The organism is Actinophytocola sp. KF-1 (genome assembly GCF_054661535.1).
Map to the genome: position 1 here is coordinate 478,009 of NZ_BAAFVK010000003.1, position 14,843 is coordinate 492,851.

Genomic DNA, 14,843 nt, shown 5'->3' on the forward strand with positions numbered 1-14,843 from the left:
CCATGGCGTTCGACTGGGGCCCTTTCGAGAAGCTCGTGGACGACCTCGCCCCCGTCTGCGCGGGGGCGACGTCGTTCGAGTCCTTCGACAGCGCGGTGCGCGGCGGGCGCGGCGACCTGGTCGACGGCGAGTACGGCTACGACGCGCTGATCTCCGGGTTGACGGACGCGGGCGACCACTCGGGCGTCGACGTCCTCTTCGAGCACCTGCGCCTCGTGGCGCTCGCGGTGCCCGCCGAGCGGTACGACATGGGCCCGGAGTGGGCGGGGCTGTGGATCAGCACGGACCAGCAGGGCGCCCAGGTGTGCGCGGACCGGCGGTTCGCGGCGCTCGCCGAGTGGGCGCCGCTGCCGTTCGAGGGCGGCGACGAGGAGCCCGATCCGGCCGGGCAGCGGTTCGACGAGGCGACCGGCCGGTGGCGCCGGTACGCGGAGCAGGACGGCGAGTACGAGTACCACCACACCGCCGACGACGTGTGGGAACGCACCCGCAACGGCCTCTGGTACCGCTTCCACGACGGCGCGGGCCGCTGGCTCGCCTACGACGAGCCCTCCAGCACCTGGCTGGACGGCGACCGGTGGCGGCCCTTCGAGGAGGTCGGCGCGGCACCGGACGTGCCGGCGGACGTGGCAGCCGACGTGCCGGCCGAGGTGACGGCCGACGACGAGCCGTCGGCGGGTGACGTGGTCGTCGCCGCGATGGCGGCCGAGTTCCAGACCGTCGTCGCCGGTGTGCGGGACATGGGCATCACGCCGGACGAGCTGTCCGACGACGAGATCTTCGAGCTGTTCGGGCAGCGCGCCGGGCAGCTGCTCGCCGAGCAGGTGCCGGACATGGGCAAGCAGGGCTGAGGGAAGGGCACCGGCAGTGACATCCTCGTTCCCCACCGGGGACAGCACCGGCGACGAGACCGGCGCCGCGGGCGACGGCGAGGCCGTGGAGACGATGACCGTCGACGAGGAGCCCGCTCCGCTCCCGCCGACCATGGGCTACCGGCAGCTGGCACGCAGGCTCAGCGGCGTCGACCCCCGCGTCGTCGACCTGATCGAGCGCGGCTCCCGGGCGTTCGCCGACAACGTGAAGTCCTACCTCGCCACCGACGCGACGACCCGCGACACGCCGCTGACCGACGCGGTCAAGGAGAAGAAGCGCAAGCGGGTCGCCGAGGTCAGCGAGAAGCTCGACGAGGTGCGCAAGGAGCGGCGGCTGCTCGACGCGCACCTCGGCTCGAGCACGCCCGCGCAGGCCGACGGCACGCTGCCGAGGAACCGCAAGGTGACCAACAAGGCGATCAAGGACAAGACGACGACCCACATCCTGGGCGAGGACGAGAACTACGCGCGGCCGTTCGGCCACCAGAAGGGCGCGTTCAACCTCAACCCCGGCGGGGTCCTCGCGGCCTACCCGGAGATGAAGATCGGCGAGCAGACCCGTCAGTACCTCGGGAACCTGTCGAACCTGCTGTTCGAGCGGGTGTCCACCATGGAGGTCGAGGCGATGCTCGCCAACGACCGCGTCCTGGTGAGCACCAACGAGACCGACACCGTCACCAGCCTGGCGGGCCTCGACCTCGGCGCCGCGCTGCAGGGCGCCGCAGGCGCCGTGGTGGCCGACAACTCCGACCACGCACTGCTGCGGCGCTACAAGATCGGCGTCGTCGGCGAGGCGCTGCGGGCCGTGCCCGCCGACGCGGAGCTCACGCCGGGACACCTCGCGGGCGCGAAGGAACTCGCGGAGCTGGAGACCGGCTTCCGCGCCGACCACGACGGCAGGCGGGAGCTGGAGAGCTTCCTGCGGGTGCTGAAGAACCACGTGCAGAACGCGCTGACCGTGCAGGGCCCGTTCTCCATCGACGAGGCCGCGCAGCGCCTGGTCGACCCCGCGTACAAGCACAAGGTGCTCGCGGTGAAGGCGCTGGACGGCGGCAAGTCGCACGCGGAGCAGCACCTGGTGCTGGCGCTCATCAAGTCCGGGCACACGGGCAAGGCGGTCGTCGCGGGCACCAAGCGCCCGTGCGCCATGTGCTGGCTCACCCTGGCACTGGCGCACCAGAACGGCTGGAACGTCGAGTTCAACAACGAACCGGGCGGCTTCTGGGACACCACGGTGATCCGCGGCCTGGCGGCGGTCGCGCAGGAGCTGGGCGTCGGCGACATCACCGACCTGTGGAACATGTTCGTGCACACCAACCGCATCCAGCCGGGCGGCACGCAGTTCGTGCAGTACCTGACGTCGCTGCGCGAGGGCACGAACCTGATCGTGAACGTCCCGGAGACCGGCGGCGGACTCGCGGGCCAGGGCCTGACGCAGGACATCTCCGGGCTGCACAAGGACTTCATGGAGGCCACCCCGGACTCGCCCATGGGCTCGCCGTTCGAGGACCCGCCCGCCAGCCCGCCCGGTTACTGGGGCACGCCGCCCGGCAGCCCGTCCCGCCAGGAGGCGGAGGAACAGCAGGAGCGCTACGACCGGTGGCTCGCGGACCAGTCCGCGAAGCCGGCCGAGGAGGGCACGTCGTCCGGCAAGAGCGACGAGACCTCCGACTGACCGCCATGCGCTGACACCACCGCGCGGACCACGATCGCCGGATCCGGACCTCGTCGCGGTGCCGTCGTCTGGCACCTCCTCGTCCGGTCGAGGAGGATGGGCGGTGCCGCTGTCCATCGAGCGGGAGGTGGCGGGCGTTGGCTGACGACTTCTTCGGCTTCGGGTCCAATCCGCTGGAGGACCTGGTCGGCCGGTTGTTCTCCGGGCTCGGGCTGCCCGGCTCGCAGACCCGCCGGGCGGAGCGCTTCGGGCGTGACCTGACGGCCGCCGCCAGGGACGGGGAGCTGGACCCCGTGGTGGGGCGCGACGACGTGATCGACGAGATCATCGAGGTGCTGTCGCGCCGCAGCAAGAACAACCCCGTCCTGATCGGCGACCCCGGGGTGGGCAAGACGGCGATCGTCGAGGGGATCGCGGCGCGGATCGCGAGTGGTGACGTGCCGCCCACGCTCAGTGCCCGGCGGCTGATCTCCGTAGACCTGCCCGCGATGCTCGCCGGCTCGAAGTACCGCGGGGAGTTCGAGGAGCGGCTGCAGGGCGTCATCGACGAGGTCACCGCGACCAACCGGATGGTCGTGCTCATGATCGACGAGCTGCACACCGTGGTCGGCGCGGGCAGCGCCGACGGGGCGGTGATGGACGCGGCGAACATCCTCAAACCCGCGTTGACCAGCGGCCGGTTGCAGGTCATCGGCGCCACCACGGTCGAGGACTACCAGCGGCACGTCGCGAAGGACGCCGCGCTGGAGCGGCGGTTCCAGCCCGTGGTGGTCGACGAGCCGTCGGCGCCGGAGGCCGTGGCGATGCTGAAGGGCCTGCGCGCGCGGTACGAACGGCACCACGTCGTCCGCATCACCGACGAGGCCGTGGTGGCCGCCGTGGAGCTGTCGGCGCGGTACGTCACCGAGCGGTTCCTGCCGGACAAGGCGATCGACCTGCTGGACCGCGCGGGCGCGCGCGTGCGGCTGCGGCAGAAGTCCGCGGCGCCGGACATCGTCGCGCTCGAGGACCGGGTGCGCAGGCTGCAACAGGAGGACCACGAGCGGCTCGCCGAGGCGGTCGCCGAGCTGAACGCCGCCAGGGCCGCGCTGGCGACCGCGCCGGAGGTGCGCGCGGACGACGTCGCGGAGGTCGTGTCCCGCAGCACCGGCGTCCCGGTCGCGCAGCTCACCGAGAGCGACCGGCACCGGTTGCTGCAGCTCGAGGAGCAGCTGCACCGGCGGATCGTCGGGCAGGACGAGGCGGTCGAGGCGGTGGCCGACGCGGTGCGGCGGAGCCGCACCGGGCTCAAGCACCCGCGGCGGCCCATCGGGTCGTTCCTGTTCCTCGGCCCGACCGGGGTGGGCAAGACGGAGGTCGCGCGGGCGCTCGCCGAGGCGCTGTACGGCTCGCCGGACCGGCTGATCCGGTTCGACATGAGCGAGTTCGCCCAGGAACACACGGTGACCCGGCTGACCGGGGCGCCACCCGGGTACGTCGGCTACGAGGAGGGCGGGCGGCTCACCGGCGCCGTTCGCCGCACCCCGTACTCGGTCGTGCTGCTCGACGAGATCGAGAAGGCGCACCCGGAGGTCTTCAACACGCTGCTCCAGGTGCTCGACGCGGGCCGGCTGACCGACGCGCACGGCCGCACGGCGGACTTCGCCAACACGGTGATCATCATGACGAGCAACATCGGCGCCGACCAGCTGCTGGCCGCCGCGCTGTCCGGGGTCCCGGTCGAGCAGGTGCGCGACCCGCTGCTGGCCGCCGTCGGCCGCCACTTCCGGCCCGAGTTCCTCAACCGGCTCGACGAGATCATCCTGTTCCGCGGGCTGGACGCCGAGCAGCTGCGCCGGATCACCGCGCTGTTGCTGGAGGACACCCGCGAACGCCTGCGGGAACAGGACATCACCCTCGAGGTCACCGAGGAGGCGCTGACGTGGCTCGCCGCGTGCGGCTACGTCCCGGAGTACGGCGCCCGCCCGTTGCGCCGCACCATCGCCAGGGAGGTGGACCGGCGGCTCTCCCACGCGCTGCTGTCCGGTGAGCTGCGCGGCGGGCAGCACGTCACCGTCGGCGTCGAGGGCGACGCGCCGGTGCTGACCATCACGGACCGGGCTGTGCCGGTGGATCCGGACTGAGCACCGGTACTCGGTGCGATCGGCCTTCGTCGCCCTGGACGGACACGACGCGGCGAGGTCGGTGGGTGTGCTGCGGGCCGCACCGGGTAGCCCGCTGTGTCGCTCCGAGACGAGGAGGTAGACCGCGATGGCTCAGCTGGTACGAGAGATCATGACGTCGAACCCGGTCGCGCTGCCGCCGGACACGCCGGTGCGGGAGGCAGCACGCGCGATGCGTGAACAGGACATCGGCGACGTGCTCGTCGTCGACGGCGGCGAGCTGCGTGGCATCGTCACCGACCGCGACATCGTCGTGCGGGGTGTGGCCGACTGGGACGACCTGTCCACGTGCTCGCTCGGCGACGTCTGCAGCGACCAGGTGATCAGCGTGACGCCGGACGAGGACGCCGAGGCCGCGATCGCCCGCATGCGCGCGGCCGCCGTGCGCCGCATCCCGGTCGTCGAGAACGGGCGGCCGGTGGGGGTGCTGTCCATCGGCGACGCCGCCGTGGCACGCGACCCTAGCTCCGCGCTCGCCGACATCAGCGCCGAGGAGGGCAACACCTGATCGTCCTGGCGCAGGGACGGGTTGCCCGTCGCGTGGTGGCTTAAGACCCTGCTGCTCCCTTCCGGATCGGACGACCGTGGGACTGACGCGTTCGGCACCTCCGGAAGAGTTGACCATGAACATCGCGATGCCCGGCCGTGAGCACCTCCGCACGGCGATCGCCCTCGCCGTGCGGGCTCCCTCGGCGCACAACACCCAGCCGTGGCGGTGGCGGATCGACGACGGGTCCGTCCACCTGTTCGCCGACTGGGCCCGGCACGTGCCCGCCGGCGACCCCGGCGGGCGTGACCTGCTGATCAGCTGCGGCGCCGCCCTCCACCACTTCCGGGTCGCGGCCGCGGCGCTCGGCTGGGCCACCGCGGTCCACCGCCTGCCCGACCCCGCCGCACCGGAGCACCTGGCCGCGCTCGAGTTCCGCCCGCACCAGCCGTCCGACCGGGACATCGCGGCCGCGGCGGCGATCCGGCGACGGCACACCGACCGCAGGCGCATGTCGTCCTTGCCGGTGCCGCCGGACCACCTGCGGCTCATCGCCGCCCGCGCACGCGCGCACGGCGCCCTGGCGGTCCCGGTCGTCGATCCGGCCGCCCGGTTCGCACTCGCGGGCGCGATCGCCCAAGCGGCGGTGATCCAGGCGAACGCGTTCCCGCGCGGCACGCTCACCGCACCGCCCGGCAAACGCTACGGACAGCAGACCGAACTGGTCGTCGTCGCCACCGCCGGTGACGACGTCCTGTCCCGGCTCCGGGCGGGCGAGGCGACCAGCGCCGCGCTGCTCGCCGCGACCGAACTCGGCCTCGCCACGTGTCCGTTGTCCGAGCCGCTGGAGATCGCGGGCAGCCGCGGGCACCTCCGCGACCGCGTCCTCGGCGGTGCCGCCGAACCCCAGCTCGTCATCCGGCTCGGCTGGGCGCCGACCACCGCCGCACGCCTCCCGGCCACCCCGCGCCGGACCGTCGACGAGGTGATCCGCGCCGACGCCGGCGGGTCGAAGGTCCCTGCCTGCAGTGGCCCAAGGGTGTCCCGATCACGACCTTTCTCCTCCGGACGGGACCGTCGCCGCCGCGAAGACTGATGGCGTACGGACACGACAACGGAGGCGACGATGGCCATCAAGGACCACCCCCAGCACCACATCCCGGCGCAGCGCGTGACGATCACGGCGCCGCCGGCCGCCGGCGCCGTGATGGCCGCGGTGCTGCGGATCGCGACCGGCCTGGTTTTCCTGTGGGCCTTCCTGGACAAGACCTTCGGCCTCGGCTACGCCACCCCGGCCGAACGCGCGTGGCTCGACGGCGGGTCGCCCACCAAGGGCTTCCTCGGCGGCATCGACCACGGCCCGTTCGCGGCGGTGTTCCGCGGCATGGCGGGCGCGTGGTGGGCGGACTGGCTGTTCATGCTCGGCCTCGCCGGCATCGGCCTCGCCCTGGTCCTCGGCATCGGCCTGCGGGTCACGGCGGTCGCGGGCACGCTGATGATGCTGCTCATGTGGGCGGCGGAGTGGCCGCTCGACCGCGTCACCGACGCCGGTGAGCCCACCATGTCGAGCAACCCCGTGCTGGACTACCACCTCGTCTACGCCATCGTGATGATCGTTCTCGCGCTCACGGCCGCGGGCAACACGTGGGGCTTCGGCAAGGGGTGGCAGCGCCTCCCGATCGTCGAGAAGAACCCCTGGCTCCGCTGAACCCCCCGCTGCCGGTCACCTCGTGGAGGTGGCCGGCAGAACCGTGTCCACCGCGCCGGTGCACGCGTGCCGCTACGGGAGCGTGACCCAGGCCGGGTGTTCCAGGACGACCGAGTGGTACTGCTCGATCCGGGAGACGATCTCCTCTCGCGGACCGGTCCGCCACGCGTCGCTGCGGTAGAAGCGGTCTTCCTGTTCCCGGTGCTGGGCCAGCGAGTCGAACGCGCGCACCAGCAGCGCCTCCTCGTGGCCGTCCTCCGCGACCGTGGACCTGGCGACGTCGACGACCCGGATCCCCGCGGCCCGCAGCAGCGGCACGACCTTCTCGCGCATGGTGGTGACGAAGTCGTCCGCTGTTCCCGGTCGCAGCCGGTACGTGCGGATCTCGATGATCATGTGGGGATCGTCTCACACGCCCAGCACCGTCGTGGTGGCTTCGCCTGGCGAGGGCCAGCACGAGATCAACAGCCTGCCGCTCGCCGCGCTGAGTGGTGGTGGGTCGGTCGCGAGGTTCGTCCCGCACGGGACCGGGGCGCTGCGCGCCGCCACCGTCAGCGAACCCGGGTCCAGCCGGACCACCTCGACGGTGTGGTCGTCCAGGCGGTGGATGCGGTACCAGCCCGTGTCCGGGGTGACCTCGCTGCCGTCGCCGGTGCCCGGCAGCGGGGCGAGCGATCCGATGACCTCACCGGTGTCGCCGTTGAGCACGGTCGTGCCCGTCGGTGTCTCGACGACCACCCTGCTCTCGCCCACCGCGGTGACCTGTGCCCCCTCGGGCACCGACACCGTCCACAGTGACCGGTCGCGGGCGAACGCGTGCAGTTCGCCGCCCACGTCGACCACCAGCCGACCGGCGGCGGCCGACACGGCCGGGCCGTCGCACTCGGGGTCGGTGCAGGTGGTCGCCGCCTGTTCGACGGCGGGCAGGTCGAAGGTCGCGACGACCCGCTCCCCCGCCATCGAGAGCACCGCGGGCTTTCCGCATCCCCGGCCGGCGCGGACGACGAAACTGTCCACCGTGGACAGACCGGCGGGCTGGTAGTGGCACTCACCGCCCGGTGCGCGGTCCGCCGTGCGCACCTTCCCCGTCGTCAGGTCGACGCTCAGCAACATGGCGACGCCCTCGCCGTGCGCCGCGAGATAACCCACCGGCCGGCCGCTCAGCTGGATCACCGCGCGGTCGCCGCGCACGGGTGAGTCGGACAGCACCCGGTACCGCGCGTCGCCTGGCACGTGGGGCAGCGCGAAGCGGTTCGTCACCTCCCCGGTGCCCAGGTCGAACAGGACGGCCACGTTGCTCACCACCGCCAGCAACGTCCCGGTGCGCGTACCGGCGACCACCCCCATGAAGCCGCCCGCGGAGGTGTTCTCGGTGGACCGGATGCGGTAGTGCCACCGCTCCTCGCCGGTCCTGGCGTCGAGCACGAACAGCCCGTAGCCGGAGCCCACGCCCGCCGGGAACCCCAGCGTCACCGCCAGGTCGGTGCCGGGGACCAGTGCGGCCTGGTCGCCGTACCGGACGTCGTCGCCCTGGCGCCACACCTCGGCGAGTTCGCCTTCCGGGCCACGGGGTGGTTCCGGCCGCGGATCCGGCACCTCGGCGGCCGTCGTGTGGTCCTCCGAGTCGGCGAGGACGGCCGCCGCGGTACGCCCGGCCCAGACGCCGCCGCCGAGCCAGGCCCCGCCGACCAGGACGGCCCCCGCGACCAGCGCGGCCACCGGCCGGCGCGGCACCGGTACGCGGCGCCACGCCAGCACGATCGCGCCCAGGGTGCTCAGGGCGAGCAGCAGCAACGTGGTGTAGCGGGCCACGCCGGGGACGTTCACTCCGAGCAGCCGGTCGGCGACGTCGACCGGTGGCGCCGGCGACCACAGCCCTCGCCCCGCGAACCACGTGGCCACCCCGAGCAACGCGGCTGCCGGCAGCGCCCACGGTCTTCTGCCCGGCCTCTCCGTCACGAACGGTAGGACGACCATCCGCCGAGCCGGGTTCCCGGATCGTTCCACTGGCGAGGAACGACGGGCGCGGACGGGAGTGAGTGCTCGCCGCCCGGGGTAGTCCGAGGACGAGGACCGCACGCGTCCCGAAGGAGTGCCCCATGTCCACCCACGACCACACCCGGCCCGACCGGGACCCCGTCCCCGACGCCGACGACGAGGACCTGAGCCCGGGCGTCGGCACCGACGGCAGCGCACACACGCACCACCACCACAACCGCACCGACCGGCCGGGCGTGGGCACCGACGGCAGCCTGCACAGCGCCCACACCGCGGACACGGACAACGACTCCGACCGGTAGGCCTCAGCCCCGCCGTCGCGCTTTTGTGCTGCGTCCCTTCAGCGGCATCGACAACGCCGCTGCGCCAGTACTTTGGACGGTATGGCAGTCGTTTCCGAATTGGTGTGCTATCCCATCAAAGAATGCGCCGGGGTCGTTCTCGAGCGCAGCGAGGTGACGTCGGCGGGGTTGACGCACGACCGGACCTACGCGGTCGTCGACCGGTCGGGGGAATGCCTGTGGCAGGGCGCGGTGCCGCGGATGGCGACGGTCCGCGGGCGGGTGCTGGACTCGGGTGCCGTGATCGTGTTGAGCGCTCCCGGCGCCGATGATCTCGTCGTGGAAACGCGCGCCGATGGGCGGTTCCTGGCGGTGGCGGTGGAGAAATGGCCGGGTACCGGAATCGACCAGGGTGACGAGGCCGCGGGGTGGCTTTCGGAATTTCTCGGACTTCCGGTCCGCCTCGTGCGCGAGCCGCCGGGGTCGCGGCGCGGTGTCGATCCGACCGCGCTGCTCGTCACGTCGGAGTCCGCGCTCGACGGGCTCAACACGCGGATACTGGCGCGGGGCGCGGCGCCGGTGCCGATGAGCCGCTTCCGCCCCAACGTGGTGGTCTCCGGCTGGCCCGAGGCGCACACCGAGGACCGGGTCAGCCGCATGACCGTCGGCACCGCCGAGCTCGCGTTCGGCGAGCTGGCGATCCGCTGCGCGGTCACCCTGGTCGACCAGCGAGCCGGCGTGCGGGCCGGTCCCGAACCGCTGCGCACGCTCGCCGACTACCGCCGCGAGCCGGACGGGGTCGCGTTCGGCATGAAGGCCGCCGTGCTCACCCCCGGCCACATCGCCGTCGGGGACGAGGTCACCGTCACCGAGCTGCGGTAGGCCGTGGCGGTGGTGGCGCGCCGTGCGGTTCAGCGGTGGCGCACGATGACGGGCGCGCGGAGCGCGGTGCCGGGCCGACCCGGCTGTCTACTGAGGACTGGTCACCAGGTGGTCCATGACGTTCGGCAGTTCGGCGCGCAGGCGCGCCACGGCCTCGGTCATCCCGGTCAGGTGGTGCAGCAGGGCGCCTGTTCCGCGCCGGCGTGGCCGAGGTCGTCCAGGATGTCGAGCGCCTGGCGCCACGTGGCGTTCGCCGCCTCGACGTCGCCCGCGGCGTGGTGCTGACCATGGCGTGCCGGTCGTCGACGACTTCTACGACCGGGTCGTGGCCGACCCCGAGCTGACGGCGTTCTTCACCGGCGTCAACCTGCCCCGGCTGAAGGGCATGCAGGTCGAGTTCTTCGCGGCGGCGCTCGGCGGCCCGCACGAGTACCGCGGCCGGTCGATGAAGGACGTGCACCGCGGCCTCGGCATCACGCCGCGCCAGTTCGACCGGGTGGCCACCCACCTGCGCGACGCGCTGACCGCGGCCGGTCTCGCACCGGGCACAGTGGACGCGATCATCGGCGTCGTCGCCCCGCTGGCGGCCGACATCGTCTCGACCGCTCGCTAGCTCTCCGTGCGGGGCTGCGGGGTGGCGCGCCTGCGCTCGTAGGGCAGGAGTTCGCCCGCGGTGACGGCGAACGGCAGGTGGTTGCCCGCCGGCGGCAGCGGGCAGGTCGCGAAGTCGGTGAACGCGCACGGCAGGTTCCGCGCGCGGTTGAAGTCGAGCAGGACCGCGCCGTCGTCGGGCGCCGCGACCTCGACCGCCCGGTTTGCCGCGTAGGTGGTGACACCGCTCGTGGCGTCGGTGAACAGGATGCTCAGCCCGTCGCCGCGCAGGCCGTTGAACGCGGTCAGCGTGTACGTCGCGCTCTCGTGCTCGAACCGCACGACCCCGGGTGCGGCGTACACGTGGCTGAGCCCCTCGACCACGGCGCCGACGGTCACGGGCCGCGGCCGGCCGAACGGCTCGAACCGCGCGGGGATCACCCACGCCGGGTCCGGGTCGTACGTCGGCACACCCGCGAAGGCCGAGAGCGCAGGCGCGCTCGGGTCGTGCACGCGGATGAGGTAACCGGACCGGCGGGCGACCTCGACCTCGATGTCACCGGCCACCACCCGGGCCCCGGGCCCGCTGTCGACCAGCTCGAACCGCCGCACGTCCGGCACCGGCACGCCGTCGACGGTCAGCTCGGCGCCGCCGGGGTCGAGATAGGCGGCGTCCCGGTCCTGCCACCACGTGCCCGGCACGGCCGGGTACCGCCGCGGGGTGTCCGACAGCCAGTCCAGGGACACGAGCGCCAGCCACCCGTACGGGTGGGCCAGTTCGCGTTCCCTGGCCACTCGCCACTGCTGCCATCGGTACAGGAAACGTGCGGGACTGCCGTGGCGTGCGGTGTCCGTACCCATCGTTCCTCCCGCGATGTCGCCCTTGACCGAGAATGCGGCTGCCGCCACCCCGCGGCAACGTCGATCGCATGGTGAGACGGCGCGCTCACCGACGGGGTGATTTCACGATGTGGAAGCTGTTGCCACAGTTCGTCCACTGACCGACGCTGGTGGCTCAGCCACGACACCGGGGAGCAACGGATGACCGTCGAAGCAGGCACGCTGAACAACGTCGACCTCGCCGCCGTCGGCGCACTGGTCTCGGCGATCCAGGAGGACGCCGCGAAGGCGGGCACCACCTGGGCCGCGCACGTCACGTGGACCGGCGGCTTCCAGTCCACCGCCCGCGTCCGCGGCTTCGACCCCGTGCCCTCCGACGAACCGCCGGGCCTCGGCGGCGCCGACACCGCGCCCAACCCGGTGGAGCAGTTGCTGTCCGCGCTGGGCAACTGCCTCGCCGTCGGCTACGCCGCGAACGCCTCCGCGGCCGGCATCCAGCTCGACGAGCTGACGGTCGACCTCAAGGGCGACATCGACCTGCGGGTGTTCCTCGGCCTCGCGGAGGGGCACGCGGGCTTCGACTCGATCACCGCGAAGGTGCGGATCTCCTCCCCCGCGCCGCGCGCCGACCTCGAGGCCCTGCACGTCAAGGTCACCGCGTCGTCGCCGGTGGGGCACACCATCGCCGCGGCCGTACCCGTCACCGTCGACCTGGACTGACCCCGACGTCCACGCCGACCGCCGCGCACGAGCAGACATGTCCTCGGTGTCGCACTCATCGCGGTGCCCGATCGCCGAAAGGTTCCTGACGGCCGGGGAAACTGACAGGTCATGCGCTGTCGGCGGCTGGGAGGGTCACCGTCACCACGAGGCCGCCTTCCTCGCGGGCGCGGGCGGTGGCGGTGCCGCCGTGGGCGGTGGCGACGGATCGCACGATCGACAGGCCGAGGCCGACGCCCTTCGCGGTGACGAGGCGGTCCGCGGTGTGGCGGCGGAAGGGTTCGAACAGCGCCGGGACCTCGTCCGCCGGGACGTGGGGGCCGGTGTTCTCGACCTCCAGCTCGGCACGGTCCGCCGTCGCCCGCGTGGTCACCCGGACCCAGCCGCCGGGGCCCGTGTTGTGGCGGATGGCGTTCTCGACCAGGTTGTGCACCAGCCGTTCCAGCAGCAGCGCGTCGCCGGTGGCCGGGGTTTCCCGGGCGTCCTCGTGCACGACGACACCCGCCGCGGCGGCTTCGGCCGCTGTCTGTTCCACGACGTGGCCGACCAGGTCGGCCAGGTCGACCGGGAAGCGGTCGTCGAGTTCGTGGTCGGACTTCGCGAGCAGCAACAACCCGCTGATCAGCTGCTCGTGCCGTGCGTTGATCTCCAGCAGCCTGCTGCCGAGCGCCTTGACGTCCGCCGACGCCGACCTGCGGTGCATGGCGACCTCGACCAGCGACCGGCCCAGGGTGAGCGGGGTGCGCAGCTCGTGGGAGGCGTTGGCGACGAACCTGCGCTGCCCGTGGAACGACCGGTCGAGCCGCGCCACCATCGTGTCGAACGTGTCCGCGAGTTCCTTGACCTCGTCGTCCGGGCCGCGCAGGTTGATGCGTTCCGCCAGGCCCTGGTTGGCGCCGGGCGCGGCCGCGATCCGCCGGGCCGTGTCGGTGACCCGGTGCAGGGGCGCGAGCACCCGGCCCGTGACCAGCCAGCCGAGGCCGGCGGCCACGGTCGCGACCACGCCGAGTGCGATGGCGCCCTGCGTGAGCATGGAGGTGGTGGTGGCGTCGCGCAGCGCGGCCGACTGCTCGTCCACCCACCGCTCGGCGTCCGCGCCGGTGAGGCGGTCGCCGGTGGCGGTGATGACGAACAGCTTCCTCGGGCCGGAGCCGGCCACCTCGGCCTGCCGGGTCTGGTTCGGGTCGGCGGTGAGGATCTTCGGGCTGGTCTGGTCGATCTGCCTGCCGAGCAGGAGATACGTCACCGCCAGCAGCGCGATGCCCGCGACCAGGAACAGCCCGCCGTGGATGAGGGTCAGCCGGACCCGCAGCGTGATCCTCACGCGATGCGGTAGCCGACGCCGGTGACCGTCTCCACCACCGGCGGGTCGCCGAGTTTGCGGCGCAGCTTCAGCACCGTCAGCCGGACCACCCCGGTGAACGGGTCGATGTGCTCGTCCCACGCCTTCTCCAGGAGGAACTCGGTGGAGACCGCGGCGCCGTCGGCGCGCAGCAGCTCGGTGAGGACCGCGAACTCCTTCTTCGACAACGGGACGTACCGGCCGTCGCGGAACACCTGGCGGCGGGCCGGGTCGAGGGTGATGCCGGACCGGCGCAGCACCGGCGGCGCGGCGGGCCTGCAGCGCCTGCCGAGCGAGTGGATGCGGGCGGCCAGCTCCGGGAACGCGAACGGCTTGGTCAGGTAGTCGTCCGCGCCGAGCCGCAGCCCGTCGACGCGGTCGGTGACCTCGGCGGCCGCGGTGAGCATCAGCACCCTGGTGGGCGCCGCCGACTCGACCAGCGAGCGGCACACGTCGTCGCCGTGCACCACCGGCAGGTCCCGGTCGAGCACCACGACGTCGTAGTCGTGGACCCCCAGCCGCTCCATGGCCGCCGCCCCGTCCAGCGCGACGTCGACCGCGTGCGCCTCCTCACGCAGCCACTCCGCGATCGCCTCCGCGAGCATCGGCTCGTCCTCGACCACCAGCACCCGCATACCCGCATGATCGCCGACCACCGTGTTTCCTCCCGGTTAGCGCGGGCGCAAACAGCCGGGAAACCACCCGTCGCGTTGCATCGCCTCCCGTTCCGGCACGACGAACGAGGAGAAGGACCGTGCGACGACCGACCCGCGTGACCCTGGCGGCGCTGCCGCTGCTGTGCGCACTCGCCATGACCGGCTGCGCCGCCGACGAGCAGGCCGCCGACGACGTCGCCTCCGCGGGCGGCACCAGCTCGGCGGCCGCCGCGGACGACGAGGTCAGCCAGGAGGAGCGGGACGAGATGGGCCTGAAGTTCGCGCAGTGCATGCGCGAGAACGGTGTCCCCATGGACGACCCCGAACCGGGCAAGGGCATCCAGCTGAAGATCGGGCCGGAGACCACGCAGGAGACGGTGCAGGCGGCGATGGAGGCGTGCCGCGAGTTCAACCCGCAGGAGAACGGCACGGGCAAGCCGGATCCGCGGCGGGAGGCGGCGGTCCGCGAGTTCGCGCAGTGCATGCGCGACAACGGCGTCGAGGCGTTCCCGGACCCGGAGCCGGGCAGCGGCGGTCTCAAGATCACCGGTGAGGTGGGCCAGGACCCCGACTTCCAGACCGCCCAGCAGACCTGTCAGGACACGCTCACGGGCGCCGGGGTCAAGTGA

The 14,843-nt window shown here is 72.8% G+C and carries 16 protein-coding genes; 11 read left to right on the top strand and 5 right to left on the bottom strand.

Annotated features, from left to right (window positions below):
* Positions 1 to 2: 2 nt before the first annotated feature.
* The 6 genes from ACYQ77_RS11970 to ACYQ77_RS11995 all read left to right on the top strand — a co-directional run bounded on the left by ACYQ77_RS11970 (position 3) and on the right by ACYQ77_RS11995 (position 6,904).
* Positions 3 to 851, top strand: coding sequence for a hypothetical protein (locus tag ACYQ77_RS11970; protein WP_459710350.1), 849 nt, complete (start codon positions 3 to 5; stop codon positions 849 to 851).
* Between the two features lie 16 nt (positions 852 to 867).
* A complete protein-coding gene (locus tag ACYQ77_RS11975; RefSeq protein ID WP_459710352.1) occupies positions 868 to 2,547 on the top strand; it encodes a hypothetical protein in 1,680 nt (559 codons plus the stop codon).
* 137 nt (positions 2,548 to 2,684) lie between these two features.
* Positions 2,685 to 4,670, top strand: a complete 1,986-nt coding sequence (locus ACYQ77_RS11980) for an ATP-dependent Clp protease ATP-binding subunit (RefSeq protein ID WP_459710354.1) — start codon at positions 2,685 to 2,687, stop codon at positions 4,668 to 4,670.
* 127 nt (positions 4,671 to 4,797) lie between these two features.
* Positions 4,798 to 5,217 carry a CBS domain-containing protein gene (locus ACYQ77_RS11985; RefSeq protein WP_459710356.1) on the top strand — a complete coding sequence of 140 codons (420 nt, stop codon included), beginning with the start codon at positions 4,798 to 4,800 and terminating at the stop codon, positions 5,215 to 5,217.
* A 115-nt stretch (positions 5,218 to 5,332) separates the two neighbouring features.
* Positions 5,333 to 6,292 (top strand): Acg family FMN-binding oxidoreductase, encoded by a 960-nt coding sequence (locus ACYQ77_RS11990; RefSeq protein WP_459710357.1) that lies wholly within the window; start codon positions 5,333 to 5,335, stop codon positions 6,290 to 6,292.
* A 30-nt stretch (positions 6,293 to 6,322) separates the two neighbouring features.
* A complete protein-coding gene (locus tag ACYQ77_RS11995; protein ID WP_459710359.1) occupies positions 6,323 to 6,904 on the top strand; it encodes a hypothetical protein in 582 nt (193 codons plus the stop codon).
* Between the two features lie 72 nt (positions 6,905 to 6,976).
* Here ACYQ77_RS11995 and ACYQ77_RS12000 read toward each other — a convergent pair whose 3' ends face one another.
* Both ACYQ77_RS12000 and ACYQ77_RS12005 read right to left on the bottom strand, forming a co-directional pair.
* Positions 6,977 to 7,300 carry an NIPSNAP family protein gene (locus tag ACYQ77_RS12000; protein WP_459710361.1) on the bottom strand — a complete coding sequence of 108 codons (324 nt, stop codon included), beginning with the start codon at positions 7,298 to 7,300 and terminating at the stop codon, positions 6,977 to 6,979.
* Positions 7,301 to 7,312: 12 nt separating this feature from the next.
* Positions 7,313 to 8,863, bottom strand: coding sequence for a hypothetical protein (locus tag ACYQ77_RS12005; RefSeq protein WP_459710363.1), 1,551 nt, complete (start codon positions 8,861 to 8,863; stop codon positions 7,313 to 7,315).
* Between the two features lie 140 nt (positions 8,864 to 9,003).
* Here ACYQ77_RS12005 and ACYQ77_RS12010 point away from each other — a divergent pair, with 140 nt between their 5' ends.
* The 3 genes from ACYQ77_RS12010 (at position 9,004) to ACYQ77_RS12020 (ending at position 10,678) form a co-directional block, all read left to right on the top strand.
* Positions 9,004 to 9,204 (top strand): hypothetical protein, encoded by a 201-nt coding sequence (locus ACYQ77_RS12010; RefSeq protein WP_459710364.1) that lies wholly within the window; start codon positions 9,004 to 9,006, stop codon positions 9,202 to 9,204.
* An 81-nt stretch (positions 9,205 to 9,285) separates the two neighbouring features.
* Positions 9,286 to 10,065 (top strand): MOSC domain-containing protein, encoded by a 780-nt coding sequence (locus ACYQ77_RS12015; protein ID WP_459710366.1) that lies wholly within the window; start codon positions 9,286 to 9,288, stop codon positions 10,063 to 10,065.
* Between the two features lie 292 nt (positions 10,066 to 10,357).
* The gene (locus ACYQ77_RS12020) at positions 10,358 to 10,678 is read left to right on the top strand and encodes a group I truncated hemoglobin (RefSeq protein WP_459710368.1); all 321 of its coding nucleotides are present in this window, start codon (positions 10,358 to 10,360) and stop codon (positions 10,676 to 10,678) included.
* Here ACYQ77_RS12020 and ACYQ77_RS12025 read toward each other — a convergent pair.
* The gene (locus tag ACYQ77_RS12025; RefSeq protein WP_459710370.1) at positions 10,675 to 11,517 is read right to left on the bottom strand and encodes a DUF1684 domain-containing protein; all 843 of its coding nucleotides are present in this window, start codon (positions 11,515 to 11,517) and stop codon (positions 10,675 to 10,677) included. The genes ACYQ77_RS12020 and ACYQ77_RS12025 overlap by 4 nt on opposite strands.
* Before the next feature lie 180 nt (positions 11,518 to 11,697).
* On the opposite strand from ACYQ77_RS12025, the gene ACYQ77_RS12030 reads away from it, so the two are divergent.
* Entirely contained in the window at positions 11,698 to 12,216 is a 519-nt protein-coding gene (locus ACYQ77_RS12030) for an OsmC family protein (protein ID WP_459710372.1), read from the top strand.
* Between the two features lie 109 nt (positions 12,217 to 12,325).
* Here ACYQ77_RS12030 and ACYQ77_RS12035 read toward each other — a convergent pair whose 3' ends face one another.
* Entirely contained in the window at positions 12,326 to 13,540 is a 1,215-nt protein-coding gene (locus ACYQ77_RS12035; protein ID WP_459710373.1) for a sensor histidine kinase, read from the bottom strand.
* The gene (locus ACYQ77_RS12040) at positions 13,537 to 14,193 is read right to left on the bottom strand and encodes a response regulator transcription factor (RefSeq protein WP_459710374.1); all 657 of its coding nucleotides are present in this window, start codon (positions 14,191 to 14,193) and stop codon (positions 13,537 to 13,539) included. Before ACYQ77_RS12040 ends, ACYQ77_RS12035 begins: the two co-directional genes overlap by 4 nt.
* 119 nt (positions 14,194 to 14,312) lie before the next feature.
* Between ACYQ77_RS12040 and ACYQ77_RS12045 the strand changes: the two genes are divergently transcribed.
* Complete coding sequence (locus ACYQ77_RS12045; protein ID WP_459710376.1) at positions 14,313 to 14,843, top strand: hypothetical protein; 531 nt, start codon at positions 14,313 to 14,315, stop codon at positions 14,841 to 14,843.